This is a genomic window from Pseudomonas sp. GL-B-26 (genome assembly GCF_019947405.1).
Taxonomy (GTDB): domain Bacteria; phylum Pseudomonadota; class Gammaproteobacteria; order Pseudomonadales; family Pseudomonadaceae; genus Aquipseudomonas.
Window position 1 is genome coordinate 34,198 of record NZ_JAGYGJ010000008.1, and the last position, 16,542, is coordinate 50,739.

Genomic DNA, 16,542 nt, shown 5'->3' on the forward strand with positions numbered 1-16,542 from the left:
TGAGTTGTGACGTCGCGGCCCGTTACCCGGCCGTCGACTGACTGAGCCAGTCTTCGAAGCGGATCGCGCCCAGGCGCGGGTTCTTGCCGGGGGTCAGCGATTGATCGTCAAGCTCGGCGCCGTAGTAGCGCGCGTGTACGTCCGGTATGACCTGGCGAGTATCCTGAGTGGCCCGCAGAAAGCGCCTGATCAGCTCGTCTAGCGGCATGGCTTCGGGCCCCGCGACTTCGACCGTGCCATTGACCGGCGCTGCCAGTACGACGTCGGTGAGCGCCGCCACTACGTCGTCGGACGCCAACGGCTGGATCAGCGCCGGTGAAACGCAAAGCTCTTCGCCGACGGTAAACGAATGGGCAATGCCGCCGACAAATTCGAAGAACTGCGTTGCACGCAAAATGGAGTAAGGAATGCCGGATGCCTTGATGAGGTTTTCCTGCACGACCTTGGCCCGGAAGTAGCCATTCTCGGGAAGCCGTTCGCTACCGACGATCGACAGGGCAACGTGATGACGAACACCGGCCGCAGCTTCCGCAGCCAGCAGGTTACGGCTCGACGTTTCGAAGAAATCGAGGACGGCCTGGTCTTCCCACGACGGCGCGTTCGCCACGTCGACGACAACCTCAGCGCCATCCATTGCCTGGGCCAGGCCCTCGCGGGTGATGCTGTTTACGCCCGTGCTGGGGCTGGCGGCGAGCGCGTCATGGCCGCGCTCGCGGAGGTTGTTCACAAGTTTCGATCCAATGAGGCCGGAGCCTCCGATGACGACGATCTTCATGGGTTCTCTCCCTACGCTTCTCGACAGCAACCATTGCTGTCGATGTAGAAAGAGAGTGCCCGCGCGCGTGAGGGATGTCCTTGTGCCGACCTTGAGTTTGTCTTCGGGCAAGCTTGGTTTTTCGTCCAAAGAAGCCGCTTGCTGGACGGTGCATAGGGTTACGCGCTGCCGTATTATCGGCACCACGTACCAATCGCCAGCTCGGACACGGAGTCGAGGGCGCTCGACCAGGGGATCCGCACCTTGCCATTCGTGTTTGAAGACTACGTACTCGATCAGGAGCGCCGGGAGCTGACCTTGCGCGGGCAAGTCGTGGCCGTCGGGCCACAGGCCTTCGATCTATTGCTGCAGCTCGTCAACAACCGCGATCGCGTCGTCAGCAAGGACGACCTGCTCAAAGCGGTGTGGAACGGCCGGATCGTCTCGGAATCGACGATCACCAGCCACATCAATGCGGTGCGCAAGGCCATCGGCGATACCGGCGAGGAACAACGGCTGGTGCGCACGGTCGCCCGCAAGGGCTACCGCTTCGTCGGCGAGATCAAGGTCGGCGAGATCGACGGAGCACGACAGCCTGACGGGCCTGGCACCGGCGAAATTGCGCCCGTGGCCCCGAAGCAAACACCGCCCTCCTCGCTCGTCCTCCCGGACAAACCCTCCATTACCGTCCTGCCCTTCCACAACCTGAGCGGGGATCCTGAGCAGGAATATTTCGCCGACGGCATGGTCGAGGACATCATCGCCGCCCTGTCGCGAATCCGCTGGCTGTTCGTCATCGCACGCAATTCGAGCTTCACCTACAAGGGCCGCGCGGTGGACGTCAGGGGCGTCGGCCAGGAGCTCGGCGTGCGCTACGTGCTCGAAGGTAGCGTGCGTAAATCGGGGAACAAGGTACGCATCACCGGGCAGCTCATCGACGCAACAAACGGGACGCATATCTGGGCGGATCGCTTCGAAGGCCTGCTCGACGACATCTTTGAACTGCAGGATCAAATCGCCGAAAGCGTCGTCGGAGCCATCGCGCCGCAGCTGGAACGGGCGGAAATCGAACGCGCCAAGCGCAAACCGACGGAAAGCCTGGACGCCTACGACTATTACCTGCGCGGCATGGCGAAACTGCACAGCGGCACCCGGGAAGCCATCGAGGTGGCGCTGCCATTGTTCTACAAGGCCATTGAGCTTGACCCGGAATTTGCATCGGCCTATGGCATGGCAGCCTGGTGCCATTTCTGGCGCAAGTTGAATGGCTGGATGATCGATCGGACTCGAGAGATCGCCGAAGGCGTACGGCTTGCGCGGCTGGCGGTGGCACTCGGCCGGGATGATGCGGTGGCGCTGACGCGAGGCGGACATGCGCTTGCCCATCTCGCTGGCGATGTCGATGGTGGCATTGCACTGCTCGACAGGGCACGCCTGCTCAATCCCAACCTCGCCCCTGCCTGGTTCCTGGGCGGTATCCTGCGCGCACTGCGCGGTGAAACAGACGAAGCGATTGAGCATTTGACCCATGCCGTTCGCTTGAGTCCGCTGGACCCGGAAATGTTCCGGATGCAGGTGGGAATGGCGCTCGCGTATTTCTTCGCCGGGCGCTTCGACGCCGCTTCGACCTGGGCGGAGAAGGCGCTGGGGAACCTGCCCACCCTCCTGCCCTCGGTTGCCCTGATGGCGGCCAGTCATGCGCTCACCGGGCAAATGGACAAAGCGAAGCAGGCGATACAGCGCCTGCACGAGCTGGAACCCTCGTTGCGCGTCTCCAACCTGAAGGACTGGCTGCCCATCCAACGGCCCGAGGATCTCGCGCGGTTCGCGGATGGACTGCGGCTGGCCGGGTTGCCCGAGTGACCGCGGCCCGATTACAGCGTTAAAATCCGGCTGGTTTTGGTTCACATGTTTGAGGATGACCACCGTATGTCCAGGCTCGACACCTCCCTGCAAGACACCGCCGCACCTGAAGGTGTTTGTTACGGCTGCGGCAGCAGTAATCCGCACGGGCTTCACATCAAGAGCTTCTGGCATGAGGACGGCGTGCATGTCATGGCCGAACACCTGCCTGACGCCAAGTATTGCGGCTGGCCGGATCTGGTTTACGGCGGACTGACAGCGATGCTGGTTGACTGCCATTCAAACTGGACGGCGATGGCTTATCACTACCGTATGGAACACCGCGAAGTCGGGAGCCTCCCCCGCATCAATTGCGTCACTGGCAACCTCGGCATCAAGTTCATCAAACCGACACCGATGGGTGTACCGCTAACCCTGCGCGCGAAAGTCGAAGGTGAAGTCGGACGCAAAACTCGCGTCATCTGCGAGGTCTACGCGGGGGAAGTGCTCACGGCTATTGGAGACTCCGTTTTTGTTCGCGTAGACACCGAGCAACTGGCAGCCGTTGCTCATAGTCGGTAGGTTGCCTTCCATCCAAGCACCACCCATTGGCCGTTTCACCATCAAATGAGGTTCAAATGGACAGCACACTGGGGCTGGAAATCGAGGTGGCCGCCTATAACGAATTTTTCAGCCTTTGGAACCAGGGAATGTTCGAGAAGCAGCGTCTGGGTCAAGCCTTCTATAACTATTTCCGCCTGCATCGCCTCACCGACCAAGCGTCCTTGTTTGGCCTCTATGAGGCTGACGGGGAGAAAGCCTTGGTCACGATTTCACGCTTGTTTCAGATCAAATAGTCTCTCTTTCTGAAAGGCTGGAATCGACTGAAGCAGACCTTCAAGTCCAGCTGTGTAATTGCATCGATCTGACCAGTCATTTGCATTCGTTCTGACCACCCAACTGCATGAACTTGACCAGTGCTCGTTAAGCTGGATGCACCAGGAGGGATAATGCCCAGTAGCATTTAAGATGTATCGCCAGCTAGACCGCAGAGGGCAGTCCGAAAGAACCATAAAGCTATACCTACGAAACCAAGGGCGATTCAGAGAGCAGTTAAAACTCACTTAAAAAATCTGAGATTTAAACTTTGTTAAAAACAACAAAGTCCAGAAGCGAATACAGCGGCAGACTAACCAAAATACCTATCGACGCTAAATTCGATTGCTGCATTCGATACAGCAATGTAATGCATGCATATTTCTTGATTGGGTAAATAGTAGCGTATAGCGTTCAGTACACAATTGAACGCAAGAAGGATAAAAAAATGCCAACCGCGATTATCGCAAATAAAGCTGGAGGTCCAGAGGTTTTGGAGCTTCATACCTTTGAGCAAAAAAAACCTGGTCAAGGTGAGGTCTGGATTGAACATGAAGCTATAGGTGTCAATTACCTCGACATCAATCATCGTGATGGGTCTGTACCACTTTCCTTTCCGAGCGGTATAGGTATCGAAGGATCGGGACGAGTTGTCGATATCGGCCCAGGTGTCGAAGGTTTCTCGGTAGGTAGTCGCGTGGCCTACGCGCTAGGAGAAATTGGAAGCTATTCTAGTGGCCGTTTGATCAGTGGCGATCGCTTACTGCCATTGCCCGAATGGATATCCTACGATGACGCGGCTGCGGTGACCTTGAAGGGCCTCACAGCCCACTATCTGCTGTTTTCTGCATACACCGTAACGGCAAATACCACCGTTCTCATGTATGGGGTAGCCGGTGCTTTGGGCCAGATGATGGCGAGTTGGGCCAAGAGCTTAGGTGCCACCGTCATTGGCGTGGTATCAGATGAAGCTAGTATCGAGATCGGACTACAGGCAGGTTGCGATTCAGTGTTGCCATGGGATCAAAATAATCTGCCCAATCAGGTTGCTGATCTGACTAATGGCAAGCTTGTTGATGTTGTGTATGACGGCATCGGAAAAATCTCGTTTGACACATCGCTCGCTTGCTTGCGTACTCGCGGCACGATGGTATCTATTGGGGCGATATCTGGCATTCCCGCCCCGATCGACATCGGCAAGATCAATAAAAAATCGCTTTATCTTACTCGTCCTAGCCTGGTCGCCTACACGTCAGATCCCAACGAGTACAAAGCCCGTGGGGAAGCCGTATTTGACGCGGTTAAACAGGGCATTCTCAAGCCGACAGTTTGGAAAAGCTATAGCCTCGAACAAGTGAGGGAGGCACACGAAGCGCTGCAGTCTGGTCAGTCCCGAGGAACAATCTTACTCAAGCCATAAACCAGTATTGGTAGGTTATGAAAGCAAGATATATGTTAGGTTTCGCGCCGTATTTTAAATGAAAAAAAATGATGCCGTATTACTCGCCCCTACTTCTTTGTAGCTAAGCATTCTAGCAATGCACGACAGCAACGACGCCGTTTATATAGCGGCGTTTTTGTTTCTACTTTGCATCCCGATACTGTCGGCCCCTCACTCCAAACATATTATAAAGATGAGATTTTGCCTACTGAGTCGCGCCAGATGCTCAGCGTGAGGGGGTCGAGTTCTACTAGGAATGAACCCAGACTCACCCTATGATGCACGCGTAGAAAGACAGAGTTTTGTCCCTCAAACCGTGATTGAGGATCGCCATGAACCCTTTCCAAAGCCAGAATATTGATCAGATTGCCGCTTTTCTTGCAGTGCACGAGGGTGGTTCATTTATAGCAGCGGCAAAATCGCTGAGCCGACATTCAACAATAATCTCAAAACGCATATCAGATCTAGAAGCACGGCTTGGTGTGCGATTGATCGAACGCACGACGCGTCAACTGCGATTTACAGAGGCGGGACTAGCTTATATTCAACGTCTTCAATCCATAAGAGATGCCTTGGAAGAAGCTGAGTTAGAGGTCAGCGATTGTTCGACGCAGTTGAACGGTACGCTTAGATTGGCCGTTCCTGGGGCATTTGGTCGGATGTGGCTAGCTAAGTTGATCGCGAAATTTGGTCAGCAGCATCCAACATTGAATATTCATGTCGAGTATTCCGAACGGTTCGTAGACATCATTCATGATAGATTTGATGCGGCTATAAGAATTGGGGACCTGCCAGATAGCAGATTGAGAGCAAAAAAATTGGCCGATAACTTCCGAATTCTTTGTGCTTCACCCTCATATATTGAGTTGAATGGATACCCTGAAGAACCTATTGATTTGCAATCACATCATTGTTTTGGCTTCACTGAGTTGGCTAGCTTCCCAACACTCAACCTTAACAATGGAAGTAGTCGACAATCCATTGCAGTAAACTCAAAATTTTTGAGTAACGATGGCGAAGCTTTATTAACTGCTGCGATTGAGGGAGCCGGTATTTTAGCCGCCAGTGAGTGGCTCATGCGAAGCAGTATAAAAGCGGGCAAGCTAATTCAAGTATTACCCGAGTGGCGCCTGGACACCCAATCGGGCATCTATTTTGTAAGGCCATCCATCGAATTCCCACCGGCAAAAATTCGCTTATTCAAAAGCTGGATTGAGTCTGCCTTTGAATCAGGTGTTCCTTGGGAGTAATCAAGTAAGTCTAGCGGCCTACCCAGTACAAAAGGCTGAGCACTATGCTCAGCCTTTTTTTAGCAATTACTCGTTGCTAGGGAAAGCCATGGAGAGAGTGTGCGAATCTCCACCCGATTCAGGCCAGCGCTGAGACACTGTTTTTAAATCTGAGTAAAAGCGCGCGGCATCTGGGCCAAACATATGTGCATCACCAAACTTCGAGCGCCGCAGCCCACCAAAATTGTGATGTCCTACAGGTACTGGTACCGCTACGTTGACGCCAAGCATCCCAGCTTTTACTTCAACGGTGAAGCGATGTGCAGAATTACCATCGCGTGTATAAATCACCGCGCCGTTGCCATACTCATGATGATTGGTAACATCGATTGCTTCGTCGAGGCTATTGACTCGTACGATACCTCTCACCGGCCCGAATATCTCTTTCTTATACATCTCCATTTCCACAGTGACATTGTCGATCAAGCTGGCACCAACGTAGAATCCGTTAGAATCTTCGCCAAATCGCCCGTCGATGATCAGTTCGCCGCCTTGTTCAATAGCGGTGTCAATCGATGCGAGAACCTGTTCTTTGGATACAGTTGAAATTACAGCGCCAAAATCTGCCTTCGGATCATTGTAAGCTCCCATACGCAATGCTTTGATTTTGGGAACGATTAATTCGATCAGCTTATCTGCGGTTTGTTTTCCGACCGGTAAAAGCAATGAAATTGCCATACAGCGCTGACTAGCCGAGCCATATGCTGCACTTACAAACGCAGAAGCTGCGGCCTCTAGATCAGCATCAGGCATCACCACCATGTGGTTTTTTCCGCCGGTATAAGCTGCAACTCGCTTACCGTGGTGCGAGCCTTTTTGGTAGATGTATTCACCGATGGCGGTGGAACCCACGAAGCTGATGGCCGGAATGTCTGGGTTTGTCAGAATACCGTCCACAACCTCCTTGCCTCCATTCACCATGTTCCAGACCCCGTCCGGCAGCCCAGCTTCCTTCCACAGCTCACTCAGCAGAAACGAAGCGCCTGGTACTTTCTCCGAAGGCTTCAAGATAACCGCGTTACCGCACGCAATTGCCATGCTAGCCATCATCAGAGGCACCATGACCGGAAAGTTGAAGGGAGCAATACATCCAACAACGCCTACGGGTTGCCGAAATGAGTAGACATCAATCCCGCCACCGACATTCAACGAGTACTCGCCCTTGGAAATTTGGGCGGCGTTCGTCGCGTATTCTAACGCTTCGAGTGCTCTGCCAATTTCGCCTTTTGCATCTGCAAGGGTCTTGCCGTTTTCTTGACCTGTAATTTCTGCAATACGATCAGTATTAGCGATAACGAGCTCACGCATCTTGAAGATAATCTGCAAGCGACGTGCCTGAGAGGTTTTTGCCCATTCAGCGCCTGCTTTCTTAGCTACAGCTACGGCGTGATCGACCAAGTCACTATCACCGTAATCTAGATCATAAAGTTTATGACCGTTCGATGGATTAAAAACTGGGCCGGTGTGTATCCCGCTACCAGCATGGGGTTGACCAGCGATAAAGTGCGAAATTTTCATATTGTTTCCCTTATGCAAAAAATCTAATCGTAGTATCGCAAGCATCGGGCATTTACGGCCCAACGTTACCTATTGAGGTGAATAGCGTTTGGATATAAGAAAAATCTTTAATTAATGCGTCGGGAGATTCATGTGAGCGTAGCGTATACAAGTTTTTACTTAGAGCGCCAAAGGGAGTAAAGGACTTCGTGACCTCTGCATTGGCCATGGCTAGGTTAAGATCCTTAAGCATCAATTGCAGTTGAAACCCCCCGTTGTAGTTATTGCTGGAAGGCGCGTCTTGCTGTACCCCCGGCCAAGGATTCCACCGTTCAACAAGAAAGCTGCCGCCAGAACTGTTTTTGATAACGTTGCACAGTAAGGTCGGATCAAGTCCATTGCGAACACCGAGAGCAATGGCCTCAGCAGTAGCTGCCATGATGATGGCTGCTAGCATGTTGTTGCAGATTTTGGCAGCTTGACCCGCCCCTGCTGGCCCCATGTGAATGATGACTTTGCCCATCGCTTGCAACACTGGTAATGCGGCTTCAAGAGCATTTGGTTCGCCACCAACCATAAAACTCAGGGCTGCATTCTTTGCTCCCGTTGGTCCACCTGAAACAGGAGCGTCCACCATCGGCACGGAAGCTCCGGCTGCAACGCTGGCAACCTGCTTTGTGGTTTCGATTGAGATTGTGGAACAATCAATGATGAGAGGTTTGTGCTCAAGAAAAGGGATGATGCCTGTACTGCCTATGTAAAATTCGCGAACGGCAGCATCATTTGGCAGCATGCTAACAATTATATCCGCATTCTTAACCGCTTCCTGTTTCGACATTGCCACCTGGGCGCCACGCTCCTCGAGCGCCTTCAATGCTGCCGTATTCAAGTCATATACAGTGACCTGATATCCAGCGGCGATCAGGTTCTCAGCCATGGGTGCGCCCATCGCACCCAGTCCAACAAATAGTAGTTGGGGCATATTCGTCACTCTTATAATTAGGTTTGATTGTTCTAATAATCGTTCGGATGTTCTCTCAAACTTGCCGAACCACCTTTGAAGATGCAGTTCCAGCATAAGTCTCATGGAGATATCTGCCCACCACTATATTCAGAGTGAAAACACCTTCCAGATGTGCTTTTTTGTAGCTATAAAACCGTACGAAAAAGATCTATACAGCGTAAAGCACTGCAAAATGCTGTGAGATCGCGATAAACATGCCAAAAATGCAATTGCTGCATCACATGCATCACACCGATGCAGTGAAGACTGATGCCGTATTTTTTATTTGCGCCAGAATAGACTTGGAAGTCGCGGGCAAGCATGTCGTTTTCGTGAGCATGCTAAACAATTTTCATTGCTGTCACACATATCACTTGGAGACGAACGCTAGAACTTAACCAGAAATAACTACCCCGCTGAATTCAGGGCTCCAACAACAACAATTCGGAGAATTCCATGAGTGCCAATAGTGAAACCCTAGACGTCGATGTACGTCCCGTTAGAAGCCAAACGACAACCCGCGCAGTATTTGCCGCTGCCATGGGTACCGTTTTCGAATGGTACGAATTCACGCTTTACGGCGCATTGACATCAGTCATCGCGCTCAATTTCTTCACCAATTTAAATCCAACCATTGCATTTGTCTTTGCCCTACTCACGTTCGCTGTTGGATTTATAATCCGGCCTTTAGGGGCGATTATTTTTGGTCGAGTGGGCGATAGAGTAGGACGTAAAAAAACTTTTCTGATCACGATTATTCTGATGGGTGCCTCTACCGTTTCTGTAGGACTTCTTCCTACTTACCAAGCGATTGGCGTGTGGGCTCCAATCCTTTTGATCGTTATGCGCGCGATACAGGGTATGGCGATTGGTGGTGAGTTTGGTGGTGCTGCTACCTATGTCGCGGAACACTCGAGCAGCAAAGTTCGGGGACTAAATACCTCTTGGATTTCTGCGACTGCCGTAGGGGGATTATTAATGTCATTCGGCATGGTAATGCTCTGCCGGGCCTGGGCCGGTGAGGCTTTTAACGATTGGGGATGGAGGATCCCATTTCTTTTTTCAGGCGTATTGTTGGCGATATCCTTGATCGTACGTTTGAAAATGGAAGAATCTCCCGCATTTGAAAAAATGAAATCCGAAGAGCGTCTATCGGAATCACCACTGCGTGAAGTATTCACCAACTGGAAAAATATAAAAATTGTATTGATTGCCTTTTTCGGTGTTTGCGGCGGGATGGCCTGCTGTTACTACGTAGCGATGCTCTACCCTGCTTTTTTTATGACCCAAGTTTTGAAAGTAGACCCACAACAAGCGACCTCAATGCTTACTTTAGCCATGCTGGTAGCTTCGCCTCTGTTTCTTGTCTCAGGTTGGCTGTCAGATAAGATCGGTCGCAAACCTGTATTGCTAACGGGATTCATCCTATCCGCTCTACTTATCTTCCCTATTTTCAAAGGCTTAGCCTGGTACGGCAATCCAGATCTGGTAACGGCACAGGAACAGGCGCCAATTGTTCTAGAGGTTTCCGAAGAGCAGTGCTCATTCATGTTCAATCCAACAGGGACCCGGCGCTTCACCAGTTTGTGTGATATTGCGCGTCAAACCCTTTCAGCAGCAGGAGTCACTTACGAAACTATTCCATCTCAAAAAAATGATGGCGCGCTCATACGGGTAGGCAGTCAGCAAATAAGTGCCCCCGACTTTACCAACCTGCTGGGTGATCAAGTTATTGCTCAAACCAAACAATTGGAAACGCAGATTAAAAAGGCGATGGTCGACGCTGGCTACCCTAGCAAAGCCGACCCCAACAAATTCTCCCATCTTCATGTTTTTCTTTTATTGTTCGCTTTGATCTGCTGCGGCATTATCACTTACGCACCGGTGAGCGTGATCTTGGTGGAGATGTTTCCTGCGCGGATTCGATACACGGGTATGTCATTCCCTTATCACCTCGCCAGTGGCTGGGTTGGCGGACTGCTTCCAACTATCGCGTTTGCGCTATCAGCCCAAGCAGGAGATATCTATTATGGCCTTTGGTATCCGGTTTTGTGGGCTACTTTGGGGATTGTGATCTCTCTGATTTTTCTCAAAGAAACCCGTCATGTTGATATTTTAAAGTAGACCTCAAAGAAGAGAGTCGACTCTGCCAAGTGCGGCCGGCTCTACTCCTGCAAATTAAATGTCTTTGCTTTTGAAAGCACTGCTAGAAACTCAAGCTTTCGCAGAAACTAATAACGAGATTTTTGCACTACTTTCACGAAGTGGTGTTACGCGCCCACTATTAAACAAGGTAATCTTGATGCCCAATTACTGCGCTCCTTTACGCGACCTTCGCTTTGTTCTCTATGAAGTCTTCGATGCGCCATCACTCTGGGCGCGCCTGCCCCAACTGGCTGAACGCGTGGACGCCGAAACGGCTAACGCTATTCTGGAAGAAGCGGCAAAAGTAACCAGTCAGTTGGTTGCCCCCCTCAACCGCAGTGGCGACGAGGAGGGTGTTCAATGGGACAACGGCACAGTTACGACGCCAACAGGCTTTAAGGAGGCCTATTCGGCCTACATTGCAGGAGGTTGGGTTGGGCTCTCAGGCAATCCAAATTTCGGCGGACTCGGCATGCCGAAAATGCTTTCCATACAGTTCGAAGAAATGCTGTATGCAGCGAACGCCAGCTTTGCCCTTTACTCCGCACTGTCGGCAGGCGCCTGTTTGGCCATCGATGCTCATGCCAGTGAAAGCCTTAAAAGCACATATTTACCTCCGATGTATGAGGGACGCTGGGCGGGGTCAATGTGTCTGACCGAGCCGCATGCTGGTACTGATCTAGGCCTCCTGCGAACAAGAGCAAAACCACAAGCAGATGGCAGCTATCTGGTCAGCGGCACCAAGATTTTCATCACAGGTGGTGAACAGGATTTAACCGAAAACATCATCCATTTAGTGCTGGCTAAACTGCCTGACGCGCCACCGGGACCAAAAGGACTCTCTCTACTCCTGGTCCCCAAATTACTAGTGAACGCGGATCGCTCGCTCGGGGCGAAAAATAGCGTGTCCTGTGGCTCTATCGAACACAAGATGGGTATCAAGGCTTCAGCCACTTGCGTGATGAACTTCGACGACGCTATTGGCTACCTGGTCGGTGAGCCAAACAAGGGTCTGGCGGCGATGTTCACTATGATGAACTACGAACGCCTTTCCATCGGGATCCAAGGTATTGGCTGTGCTGACGCGTCCTACCAAAGCGCCGTGACCTATGCGCGTGATCGAGTGCAAGGACGGGCTTCAAGCGGTCCAGTGGAGGAAAACAAGATCGCGGATCCGATTATTCACCACCCGGATGTGCGACGCATGCTACTCAGCATGAAAGCAATGACCGAAGGGGGGCGTGCATTTGCCGCTTACGTGGGCCAACAGTTAGATTTGGCCAAATATGCAGAGGACAGTGCGGAGCGGGAACACGCCGCGGCATTGGTGGCATTACTTACTCCAATCGCAAAAGCCTTCTTCACTGACACAGGTCTGGACAGTTGCATACTTGGACAACAAGTGTTTGGTGGCCACGGCTATATCCGCGAGTGGGGTCAAGAGCAACTTGTTCGTGACGTACGTATCGCGCAAATTTATGAAGGCACCAATGGCATCCAGGCCTTGGACCTTCTGGGTCGCAAGGTGATAGCCGACAGGGGCGCGGCGCTAAAGTTGTTTGGAGACGAAGTTCGCCTCTTCGCAGATCAGATGAACGCTCCATACAGCGTCGAATTGCTCGAAGCCCTGAACTGTCTCGAAGATACCAGTGACTGGCTAATCGAGCAGGCTACACGCAATCCAACGGAAATAGGTGCAGCGTCCGTGGAGTATCTGCACCTGTTTGGGTATGTAGCCTATGCCTGGTTGTGGGCTCGCATGGCTGCGATAGCGGAATCACGACGCTGCCACGATGAGGCTTACTACGGGGCCAAGCTCGCTACTGCCCATTTTTTCTTCAGCCGCGTGCTACCACGCACCCAGTCCTTGGCCATCAATATTCGCGCAGGCGCCGCCCCCCTCTTCGGCCTCTCTAGCGAACAGTTCTAACTCTTCGTTGCATGCTCGTGTCCCTTTCGGTGCGGGCGTTCAATGCATTGGTGACAGTCGTTAAAAACTACATCGCGCATACAACAACAACAAATGGTGCATCAGACATGTCAATAAAAAGTGTGACGTCGCTCTCGACGATCCTGTTCACGTGCGCGGCGCCCAACGCCTTCGCGGACTTTATCAGCGACGCAAAGACCAGCCTTGAACTGCGTAACTTCTATTACAACCGTGATTATCGTAACGACGAAGCCCGGCAGTCCAAACGTGATGAATGGGCGCAAGGCTTCATCTTGAATGTGCAGTCGGGGTTTACTGAGGGCACCCTTGGTTTTGGCGTAGACGCGCTCGGCCTGCTCGGGGTCAAACTGGATTCCAGTCCGGACCGAACCGGCTCCGGGCTGTTGGCTTTTGATTCGCAACGCAACGTAAACGATGAGTACAGCAAGCTAATACCCACCGCCAAGGCTCGCCTGGCCGGCAGCGAATTACGCATCGGGGGGCTCAATCCCGTCATGCCTCTGCTGTCCAGCAATAACAGCCGCTTACTCCCGCAAGTCTTCCGCGGTGGAATGCTGGTCTCCAAAGACTTTGAGCCTTTGACCTTCAGTGCGTTACGGATCAATGCTGTAAAGCAGCGTAACTCAACGGACTTTGAATCACTGACCACCTTCGGCTACAAAGCGGTGCAGGCCGACCATTACACCTACCTGGCATTTGACTACAAAGTGTTGCCGCAACTGTCGCTCAGCTACCATGTGGCCGAGTTGGAAGACCTCTACCGTTCGAATTTTTTCGGCTTGAAATTCGAACGAGCGCTGGGCCCCGGATCGGTGATTTCCGACGTTCGTTATTTTGCTGCCAGCGAAACCGGGGATGAGGCGCTGGGTGAAGTGGACAACCGGACACTCAGTACGATGTTCTCCTACCGTCAAAGCGGTCACACAATCGGCCTCGGCTTTCAGAAAGCCTGGGGAGACACGTCCTTCGCCATGGTCAACGGGACCGACACCTACCTGTTCGGTGAGTCACTGGTGAGTACCTTTACCGCTCCGAACGAGCGCGTCTGGATTGCCCGTTACGATTTTGATTTCGCTGCCGCTGGCGTACCCGGGTTAACTCTGGGCTTGAAGTATGTAAAGGGAGACGAAGTCGATCCTGCCCTTTTGGGATCATCCCAGGCAGCCAGTCTGCGAGCCCAAGGTCAGGATGGCAAAGAATGGGAGCGGGTCAGCGATATCACTTACACCATTCAAAGTGGCCCGTTGAAGAACGTGTCGGCACAATGGCGTAACTCCACAAACCGCTCCACCTACGCCGACAGCGCCAACGAAAACCGCCTGATTTTTCGATACACGTACAAGTTTTAAGCGGACGTCTGAATGATCGCCGCACGCAGATTCTGCGTGCGGTTCTACAGTGATGAACGGGAATGCTCAACGGGACTACTCTGGAACGACGACGACTTTGCCAATCCTGGAGCGGTCTGTAAGAGCCGCAAAAGCTGCATTAGCTTGGTGCAAAGGAAAGCACGTTACGCGGGGGGCCGTTAAGCGTCCACAGACTAGCCTGGTGAAAAAATCTTCCCATGCGCTTTTAGCTTTGTCAGGCATCGTCTCAACTAGGTAGCGCACATCTACGCCGACCAATGAGGCGCTCTTTAATAGAGGAAGATTGGCAGGCAATGACGGAATGCGTCCACCCGCGAACCCCAGTACCAAGTGCCGTCCCTCCTTACCCAGTGATCGGAAGTAAATTTCCATGTCGTCGCCGCAAACGGGATCGAACACTACATCCGCGACACCATGGGGCAACAGGTTTCTAAGACGCGCCCTTAGCTCCGGCTCTTCTGAACGTAACACATCACTGGCTCCCAGACGCCTGGCCTCCTCTGCCTTTTCTGTGCTCGAGACGACGGCGACAACATGCGCACCGGCCGCGACTCCCAACTGGATTGCTGCTGCCCCAATTCCGCCGGTCGCACCTCGGATGACTAACACCTCACCCGTTATTAAGCGACCCCGCTCGAACAATGCATACCATGCTGTCAAGAAATCCAACAATGTAGATGCTGCCGTGACCGCATCTAGGTGATACGGAATTCGAATCAGGTGTGCCGCTTGCAAAAGAGTGTACTCGGCCAGTCCACCACCTATCTGCCATGCTCCAACTCGCTGTCCAATTCGGAACTCACAAACAGCCGAACCAACAGCATCAACCACTCCGACAATTTCACCGCCCGGGGTGTAGGGGAGCTCGGGTTTGATCTGGTACAACCCTCTGACTAGCAGTGTGTCGACAAACCCCAAACCTGTGGCTTCGACTCTTACCCTAACTTCAGTTGGTCCTGGCTCGGGGATAGGCGACTCAATCAGTGAATACGCATTTGGAAATTGGAACTGATCTCCTCGAAAACATTGCATAGTAACTCCCAATCTGTAATGGAGGTTCTTCATTCACATGAAGACGGGATGCTAAAAATTCACAATACCTTATTTACTCTCGAAAGAATCGCCAGCCAAAGTTACAAATATTGAGGTGAGGATAATGACATCTCAATCAAGCAAGCTTGGAATTTTCCCGCTGAAATCCAGCCATGGATTAGTCCCTAGCAGCTCTGAACCGTCGATGCTGGCGTCATAGTACCGAACAACAAAGCTCCTTGGGCCATGTGCGTAAGCTATGAGAATCCCATTCTCAGAGTTTAAATACGTGCCGTGAATCCCCAATCCAGGGTAGCTGATACGCCATGCCTTACCTCCTGGATCCACGGCTCCAAGTGTCAGCTTGACGACGCTATTGTCCAAAAGACGAAAAAACCAGACCGAGCCTCCACCTGACACAATCGTCATGACTTCGTCGATTCCAGCTCCATCTTCAGAGCTATTGGAGTGCAGCTTTCCAAGTCTCGCTTGGAAATCGGGCAGGTCGTCTGCGCTGATAGCTTTCATGTCGACTACCTTGGGATATGGCGTCCCACCGTACTCTGCAGTCGACATAAAACCACCACGGTGCATTTCTGGTGTTCGCCCCGCCCTCTCAATCTCTTCCAGCAATTCACCCCTGTGTAAAGGAAACAATGAGATCAACTCATCATGATCTTCTACTGATAACTTCCTATACATGGAAGCTTTCAGGATGGGAATGGCGTCCTTGGGGATGTCAACCTGGCTTACCCTCACTCCTGCCGCCAGCAAAACTGCGTTGACTGCAGCTAATCCTAACGTGGCCGGCCTTCTATCTTGATAAGAAAGCTTTAAATAACCATGATGTAGACTATCGATACTCAATGATATCGAGTCGATATCCTTCATAGTAGACATTATAAATCTCCCTCTAGCTGATCCTATAATAATGGAGAATCCAATTGTTCAACACTTGCAATTAAGCAAAGACAGATCACTACAATCTGGCTTGTGAAAATAAACTATGCACAACAGACTTATTTTCAAAGTGTTTTTCGGCGGGTGCAGCGGTTGGCAGATGACAAAAATAAACGTTAACGATTAATTTCAGCGCTCTGGTTAGGTATTCTTGACTGAAAAATCTATTTTTGCAGCCTAATTTAGGTGCATGGGTGTAATGCATCAGTTGCATAAATGCGATGCAAGCTGAAACTCACTTCAATCCTGAAGTGACGAGAATTTGAGCAGTCTATTTTCAGATGTCAGTGGCTATGTTGATCATGCCATTCTTTAGATAAACCCCGATACCGCCTGACCTGCTTGTTCCGGAAAGCGACCACACGATGGCGATCACGAGGAC

The 16,542-nt window shown here is 51.9% G+C and carries 13 protein-coding genes; 8 read left to right on the forward strand and 5 right to left on the reverse strand.

What is annotated here, in order from left to right; all coding sequences use genetic code 11:
* Nucleotides 1-22 precede the first annotated feature (22 nt).
* Nucleotides 23-775, reverse strand: a complete 753-nt coding sequence (locus KGB23_RS07195; protein WP_223430470.1) for an SDR family oxidoreductase — start codon at nucleotides 773-775, stop codon at nucleotides 23-25.
* A gap of 243 nt (nucleotides 776-1,018) precedes the next feature.
* On the opposite strand from KGB23_RS07195, the gene KGB23_RS07200 reads away from it, so the two are divergent.
* The 5 genes from KGB23_RS07200 (at nucleotide 1,019) to KGB23_RS07220 (ending at nucleotide 6,163) form a co-directional block, all read left to right on the forward strand.
* Nucleotides 1,019-2,617 carry a winged helix-turn-helix domain-containing protein gene (locus tag KGB23_RS07200; protein WP_223430471.1) on the forward strand — a complete coding sequence of 533 codons (1,599 nt, stop codon included), beginning with the start codon at nucleotides 1,019-1,021 and terminating at the stop codon, nucleotides 2,615-2,617.
* A gap of 66 nt (nucleotides 2,618-2,683) precedes the next feature.
* The gene (locus KGB23_RS07205; RefSeq protein WP_223430472.1) at nucleotides 2,684-3,178 is read left to right on the forward strand and encodes a PaaI family thioesterase; all 495 of its coding nucleotides are present in this window, start codon (nucleotides 2,684-2,686) and stop codon (nucleotides 3,176-3,178) included.
* A gap of 56 nt (nucleotides 3,179-3,234) precedes the next feature.
* Entirely contained in the window at nucleotides 3,235-3,453 is a 219-nt protein-coding gene (locus KGB23_RS07210) for a hypothetical protein (RefSeq protein ID WP_223430473.1), read from the forward strand.
* A 467-nt stretch (nucleotides 3,454-3,920) separates the two neighbouring features.
* Nucleotides 3,921-4,892, forward strand: coding sequence for a quinone oxidoreductase family protein (locus tag KGB23_RS07215; protein WP_223430474.1), 972 nt, complete (start codon nucleotides 3,921-3,923; stop codon nucleotides 4,890-4,892).
* 353 nt (nucleotides 4,893-5,245) lie between these two features.
* On the forward strand, nucleotides 5,246-6,163 hold the full coding sequence (locus KGB23_RS07220; RefSeq protein WP_223430475.1) for a LysR family transcriptional regulator: 918 nt from the start codon (nucleotides 5,246-5,248) through the stop codon (nucleotides 6,161-6,163).
* A 66-nt stretch (nucleotides 6,164-6,229) separates the two neighbouring features.
* Here KGB23_RS07220 and KGB23_RS07225 read toward each other — a convergent pair whose 3' ends face one another.
* Together KGB23_RS07225 and mmsB are read right to left on the reverse strand one after the other, a co-directional pair.
* A complete protein-coding gene (locus KGB23_RS07225; protein WP_223430476.1) occupies nucleotides 6,230-7,720 on the reverse strand; it encodes a CoA-acylating methylmalonate-semialdehyde dehydrogenase in 1,491 nt (496 codons plus the stop codon).
* A gap of 52 nt (nucleotides 7,721-7,772) precedes the next feature.
* A complete protein-coding gene (mmsB, locus tag KGB23_RS07230) occupies nucleotides 7,773-8,777 on the reverse strand; it encodes a 3-hydroxyisobutyrate dehydrogenase (protein ID WP_223430477.1) in 1,005 nt (334 codons plus the stop codon).
* 381 nt (nucleotides 8,778-9,158) lie between these two features.
* Here mmsB and KGB23_RS07235 point away from each other — a divergent pair, with 381 nt between their 5' ends.
* From KGB23_RS07235 to KGB23_RS07245, 3 genes are all read left to right on the forward strand, one after another.
* Nucleotides 9,159-10,826, forward strand: coding sequence for an MFS transporter (locus KGB23_RS07235; protein WP_223430478.1), 1,668 nt, complete (start codon nucleotides 9,159-9,161; stop codon nucleotides 10,824-10,826).
* Nucleotides 10,827-11,004: 178 nt separating this feature from the next.
* Nucleotides 11,005-12,777: an acyl-CoA dehydrogenase C-terminal domain-containing protein gene (locus tag KGB23_RS07240; protein WP_223430571.1), complete on the forward strand. Its 1,773-nt coding sequence runs from the start codon at nucleotides 11,005-11,007 to the stop codon at nucleotides 12,775-12,777.
* Between the two features lie 107 nt (nucleotides 12,778-12,884).
* The gene (locus KGB23_RS07245; protein ID WP_223430572.1) at nucleotides 12,885-14,147 is read left to right on the forward strand and encodes an OprD family porin; all 1,263 of its coding nucleotides are present in this window, start codon (nucleotides 12,885-12,887) and stop codon (nucleotides 14,145-14,147) included.
* Between the two features lie 75 nt (nucleotides 14,148-14,222).
* Here the strand turns inward: KGB23_RS07245 and KGB23_RS07250 are convergent, their stop codons facing one another.
* Together KGB23_RS07250 and KGB23_RS07255 are read right to left on the reverse strand one after the other, a co-directional pair.
* A complete protein-coding gene (locus KGB23_RS07250) occupies nucleotides 14,223-15,233 on the reverse strand; it encodes an NADPH:quinone oxidoreductase family protein (RefSeq protein ID WP_317851610.1) in 1,011 nt (336 codons plus the stop codon).
* A 99-nt stretch (nucleotides 15,234-15,332) separates the two neighbouring features.
* Nucleotides 15,333-16,100 carry a hypothetical protein gene (locus tag KGB23_RS07255; RefSeq protein ID WP_223430480.1) on the reverse strand — a complete coding sequence of 256 codons (768 nt, stop codon included), beginning with the start codon at nucleotides 16,098-16,100 and terminating at the stop codon, nucleotides 15,333-15,335.
* Nucleotides 16,101-16,542 lie beyond the last annotated feature (442 nt).

What these genes read in the sequence shown, in the direction of transcription:
- KGB23_RS07195 (WP_223430470.1), bottom strand. Translation starts at nt 775, where the DNA reads ATGAAGATCGTCGTCATCGGAGGCTCCGGCCTCATTGGATCGAAACTT.
- KGB23_RS07205 (WP_223430472.1), top strand. Translation starts at nt 2,684, where the DNA reads ATGTCCAGGCTCGACACCTCCCTGCAAGACACCGCCGCACCTGAAGGT.
- KGB23_RS07210 (WP_223430473.1), top strand. Translation starts at nt 3,235, where the DNA reads ATGGACAGCACACTGGGGCTGGAAATCGAGGTGGCCGCCTATAACGAA.
- KGB23_RS07215 (WP_223430474.1), top strand. Translation starts at nt 3,921, where the DNA reads ATGCCAACCGCGATTATCGCAAATAAAGCTGGAGGTCCAGAGGTTTTG.
- KGB23_RS07220 (WP_223430475.1), top strand. Translation starts at nt 5,246, where the DNA reads ATGAACCCTTTCCAAAGCCAGAATATTGATCAGATTGCCGCTTTTCTT.
- KGB23_RS07225 (WP_223430476.1), bottom strand. Translation starts at nt 7,720, where the DNA reads ATGAAAATTTCGCACTTTATCGCTGGTCAACCCCATGCTGGTAGCGGG.
- mmsB (WP_223430477.1), bottom strand. Translation starts at nt 8,777, where the DNA reads ATGCTGGAACTGCATCTTCAAAGGTGGTTCGGCAAGTTTGAGAGAACA.
- KGB23_RS07235 (WP_223430478.1), top strand. Translation starts at nt 9,159, where the DNA reads ATGAGTGCCAATAGTGAAACCCTAGACGTCGATGTACGTCCCGTTAGA.
- KGB23_RS07240 (WP_223430571.1), top strand. Translation starts at nt 11,005, where the DNA reads ATGCCCAATTACTGCGCTCCTTTACGCGACCTTCGCTTTGTTCTCTAT.
- KGB23_RS07245 (WP_223430572.1), top strand. Translation starts at nt 12,885, where the DNA reads ATGTCAATAAAAAGTGTGACGTCGCTCTCGACGATCCTGTTCACGTGC.
- KGB23_RS07250 (WP_317851610.1), bottom strand. Translation starts at nt 15,233, where the DNA reads ATGAAGAACCTCCATTACAGATTGGGAGTTACTATGCAATGTTTTCGA.
- KGB23_RS07255 (WP_223430480.1), bottom strand. Translation starts at nt 16,100, where the DNA reads ATGTCTACTATGAAGGATATCGACTCGATATCATTGAGTATCGATAGT.